General features: G+C 64.3%; 4 protein-coding genes. All 4 read right to left on the bottom strand.

What is annotated here, in order from left to right; translation table 11 throughout:
* On the bottom strand, positions 1–200 hold a 200-nt coding region (locus VKP01_RS04410), incomplete at its 3' end, for an rRNA adenine N-6-methyltransferase family protein (RefSeq protein WP_324410642.1).
* A gap of 7 nt (positions 201–207) precedes the next feature.
* On the bottom strand, positions 208–1,230 hold the full coding sequence (gene pdxA, locus VKP01_RS04405; RefSeq protein ID WP_324410646.1) for a 4-hydroxythreonine-4-phosphate dehydrogenase PdxA: 1,023 nt from the start codon (positions 1,228–1,230) through the stop codon (positions 208–210).
* Entirely contained in the window at positions 1,230–3,740 is a 2,511-nt protein-coding gene (locus VKP01_RS04400) for an LPS-assembly protein LptD (protein WP_324410641.1), read from the bottom strand. Before VKP01_RS04400 ends, pdxA begins: the two co-directional genes overlap by 1 nt.
* A 35-nt stretch (positions 3,741–3,775) precedes the next feature.
* Positions 3,776–4,840: LPS export ABC transporter permease LptG (gene lptG, locus VKP01_RS04395; RefSeq protein ID WP_414706515.1), on the bottom strand; the 1,065-nt coding region annotated here is incomplete at its 5' end.

Raw genomic sequence — 4,840 nt, 5'->3', positions numbered from 1 at the left:
CCGGCTGCGAGCAGCGCCCGCGTCAGCCCGCCCGGGCCGGGCCCGACCTCGATCACCGTGTCGAGCGCACCGGCCGAGCGGGCGATGCGGCTGGTGAGATTGAGATCGAAGAGGAAATTCTGCCCCAGCGCCTTCTTCGGCGCGAGGTCGAAACGCTGGACCACATCACGCAGGGGCGGCAGATCGTCGATCGCAGCCATGGCGCTCTCAGGCCTTGCCGGTGGCGAGGCGCGCGCCGAGGCGCAGGGCCGCGATCAGGCTGTCGGGCCGCGCCACGCCCTTGCCGGCAATATCGAAGGCCGTGCCATGATCCGGCGAGACGCGCAGGAAGGGAAGGCCGAGCGTGACGTTCACCGCCTCGTCGAAGGCGATGGTCTTGATCGGGATCAGTGCCTGGTCGTGATACATGCACAAGGCGGCATCGAAACCGGCGCGGGCGCGGGCATGAAACAGCGTATCGCCGGGATAGGGCCCGCGCGCATCGATCCCCTCGCCTTGCAATTGCGCGATGGCCGGCGCGATGACATCGACCTCCTCGCGCCCCATCGTGCCGTTCTCGCCCGCATGCGGGTTGAGCCCGGCAATGGCGAGGCGCGGCGTGTCGATGCGAAAACGCCTGCGCAGGTCATGCGCGACGATCCGGGCGGTCTCGACGATCAGATCGCGGGTGAGTTTCGCAGACACCTCGGCCAGCGGGATGTGGACGGTGACCGGCACCACGGCGAGCCCCTCGCTCCACAGCATCATCACCGAACGCGGCGGTTTCGTCGCACCATCCGCGCCCGCATCCGCACAGAGCGCGGCGAGGAATTCCGTATGGCCGGGATGGCGGAAACCGGCTTCGTAGAGCACATGCTTGGCGATCGGATTGGTCGCCACGCAGGAGACCTCACCCGCGCGCGCAAGTGAGACCGCCCGTTCGATCGACTCGATCACGGCAGCCGCATTGGCCGGATCGGGCTTGCCGGGCACAGCCTGCAACGGGTTTTGCAAGGACATGACTGGAAGGGCGCGTTCGAAAACGGCTGCCGCTTCATCCGCCCGGTTGATGGTTGCGAGCGGGATATCCGCAGCCTGCGCTTCGATGCTGCGCGCCAGATGCTGCGGATCGGCGAGCATGAAGAAGCAAAGGCCCGGATCGTGGTGCAGGATCCGCCAGGCGCGCCAGGCGATCTCCGGGCCGATACCTGCGGGATCGCCAAGGGTCAGGGCGATCGGCGCGCGACGGATCACGGCGCGATACCCTGCTGATCCCCTTCGAGACTGCGCGTCACACCGACCCCGCCCAATGAACGCAATTCGAGCTGCAGCATGATGGTACGATTCTGATCGCGCGTACCGAGTGAGCCGTCTTGCGGGCGGGCGCTGTAGGTCACGGTAAAAGTCGTGCATTCATCCGCATAGCCGAGACCGAGCGACATGGCCGCCACGGAGAAGCGGTCGGATTCCGGCGCGCCGCGGCGCCGATCGTCGAGATAGCGCGACAGATCGAACATCACCGAACCCGTCGCGAACCAGTGCGGGGAGAGCTCGACCCGGCTCGACAAGCGCAAGCCCTCGCGGCGATCCGGATAGCCCAGTTCCGGCTGCGGCGCGAAGCGCGCATAAGTAACGGCACCCTGGAAGCGATCAAAATTGACCCGTGCGCCCGCCTCCAGGCGCTTCAGATCGAAGGTGCTGCGATCGAATCGACCGCGCGCATTGATCGAGAAGATCTCGTTGGGGCTCAGGCTGACACGCCCGACATAATCCGAAAAGCGTGATTCAAGTCCTGAATCGCGCCCGGTATTGACGAGATCTCCCGACCGGAACGAGTTGCGTCCGGCCAATTGTACGGATTGTCCGAGTTTGGCCTCAGCCCGGAACCCGTTGCGCCCGGTCAGGCCATAACGCAGCGCATAAGTGCCGCGCACCCCACCTTCGACGCGGTCGTAGCCCGAGAAACGGTCCCAGCTGAACAGGTTGCTGTCATCGAAGACGAGGCTCTGCGCATCCTCGTTGGGCAACCGCCCGATCCGGCTCTCATTCGGGCGCGCCACGATCTGGGCGATCGGCTCCAGCGCGTGAATACCGAAATTGCCCGCGCGCGCGATCATCGGCAGCCGGTATTCGAGACCCACGCCCGGAGTCATGCGCCCGTGGAAACGGTCGCTCGAGCCCATCAGATTGGCGGTTTCGGCGTTCTGGAAGCCGGAAGTGCGCGGCGACGACCAGATTCCGTCAGCGCGCAGATAAGCAAACGGCGTCCAGCTCTGGCCGAGCCCGTCGATGATCTGGCGGCGCCACGAAACCTGAGCCGTCAGACGGCTATAGGAACCGGCAACGCCGGGAAGCAGACACTGGTCGCGGTTGAAGGCACCCGGGGCACATGTGTCGTAAATACCGGCGAACACGCCCCTCGCATTCGGATCGAGGGGGTCGGCGGCACGAAACTGGGATGTTTCACGCGACAGGCTGACGAAATTCACGTCGAGCGCCAGCTCACCCCCGATGGCAGGCGGCGCGTCGATCCGTTTGTTGTAATCCAGGACCGGATGGACCACCGGCTGATGCTGCTGGAAATCGCGCGTCGCGAGTGCCTTGAAATAGTATCCCCGCAGATCGAAGAAGGAACGCTCGCCGCGACCGGTCAGGTAGACCTGCGAGACGGCCTCGCGGTTATAGTGACTGGTCAGCGTTGCGGCATTGATGCCGTAATTGTCGAGATACCACTTGTCGGTGACGCCGGTAATGTCCCAGCCCCAATGCCAGCGCCGGTTGATCTCGAACCGCCCGGTGGTCTGGATCGAGCCCCGAAAATTACGATCGCCGGGGCCGGATGGCGGCGCTTTGAACTGGGTGCGGTCCTGCTGGAAGATACCGGTCGCGCGGATGCCGTAAGACCCGGTCGGGAGCCGGTGGCGCCATTCCACGTCGCCCAATACGCCTTGCCGGGAGAGGAATTGCGGACGAAAGGTGAGATCGTGATTGGGGCCCGTCTCCCAGAAGAACGGGACCGTCACACCGGGGCCCAGCGCCTCGTTCAGGGAGATCGTCGGGGTGAGAAAGCCGGTCTTGCGCTTGACCGTCGGATCCGGCGACCAGAAATACGGCAGATAGGCCACGGGAACACCAAGGAATTCCAGCGCGGCGTTCTCGTAATAGATTGTCTTCGTTTCCTTGTCGTGGATCACCCGCGCAGCGCGCACCTGCCAGAAGGGCGGCCTGCCCGGATTCTCTTCGCAGGTATCGCACGCCGTGTAGGTGCCGCGATGAAAGATGGTCTGCTCGCCCTCGATCCGCTCGGCCCGGCGCGCACTGAAGCGCCCCGTTCCCGGGCGCCCGAAACCGTCATCGCTGATATCCTGCTCGACCTGCAGCGAATCGATGAAGCCGCTGCGGAAATCATCGGTGAGCTCGAAGAAGGATGCGGTGCCGACAGCGCCATCGGCATCGACGAGACGGGCATTGCCTTCGGCGAAGACGCGGCTGGTATTGCGGTCATAGGTGACACGATCGGCCTGCAGTGAACGACCGCCGTAATACATTTCAACATTACCGGCGGCGATGACGCGATTCCGGTCGTTGTCGTAGATGAGCTCATCGGCCTCAAGCAGCAGACGCTGCGGGCCTTCACTGGCTGCGCGCGCGGCCACGACGTCGTCGAGCCCGCCCTGCGCCTGCGCGGGGAGCGAAACAATTCCCGTACTCAACGCCGTCACGAGCGCCAGCGTGGCGATCGCGCTACCTACCCGTCTCATTCCCGCTCCCTGCCTCGAACCTGCCCGGAGGATCATCAACCATCCTCCTGATAAAGCAAGGCCAGCACGCCGAGCAAACTGCCCACCACAGCGGGGAACCACGCGGCGAGGGTCGTTCCAACCAGACCCGAAGCCCCGAGATCCTCCATCAGCTCGGTAGCGACGTAAAGCAGAAAACCCGCCGCAACGCCACCCAGAACCAACGGCCCCACACCACCAAACCTGAAGAATCTTAAAGAAACGGAAGCTGCGACGAGAACCATGGCGACGAAGAGCAGGGGCCGGGCGAGCAGGGTCTCGTAGCGCAGCTGATAGGCCGTGGCATCGAGCCCGGCGCGACGGGTCTGTTCGGCCATCTCGCGCAGGCTCCAGAACGGGACTGATTCGGGTGGTGTGAAGCTTCTGCGCAACTGGTCCGGCTCGAGGCTCGATGGCAAGAGGTATCTGTCGAAGCGTTCCGGCTCGCCTTCGATCGCGATGATGCGCGCGTCGCGCATTTCCCAATGTCCGGAGCGCAATTCCGCCGATGCTGCTTCGATTCGCTCGCGAAAGCGGCCCTGAAGATCGAAGCGAAAAACCGTTACTGCGGCGATCCGGGTCGACCCTTCGGCGACGCTGCCGGCGCGTATGATCGCCGAGCCGTCATCCTGACGTTGGCGAATCCAGATGTCGCGCCCCGTATGCGCCTGCGGCGACGATGAAAAAATCCGCGTCTCGACCTCGCTGGCATAACCCTTGAGGACCGCCGCCGCCGGATTGTAGGCGAGGATCGAAAAGATGCCGATCCCGCCTGCAATGACGAGGCCCGGCAACAGGAATTGCCAGGCCGAGATCCCGGCAGCGCGGACCACCACCAGCTCGAGCTTGCGCGACAGTGTCAGAAGCGTCGTCATCGCGCCGATCAGGATGGCGAAAGGCAGGACCTGCTCGGTCACGGAAGGTGTGCGCAGAAGTGCCAGTTGTGCCATCCAGAGGGGTGTCGCGCCCGCGACATCGCCTGCACGGCGCACCAGTTCGACGAAATCGAGGATATAGACGAGACCGAACACCGTGAAGAACACGATGGCTATGCTGCGCAGAAACTGCCGGCCGATATAGCG

Source organism: Saliniramus sp. (genome assembly GCF_035311605.1).
Classification (GTDB): Bacteria; Pseudomonadota; Alphaproteobacteria; order Rhizobiales; family Beijerinckiaceae; genus Saliniramus.
The sequence above is the reverse complement of the archived record's forward strand: the minus strand, read 5'-3'. Positions and strand labels throughout refer to the sequence as shown.

What these genes read in the sequence shown, in the direction of transcription:
- VKP01_RS04400 (WP_324410641.1), bottom strand. Translation starts at nt 3,740, where the DNA reads ATGAGACGGGTAGGTAGCGCGATCGCCACGCTGGCGCTCGTGACGGCG.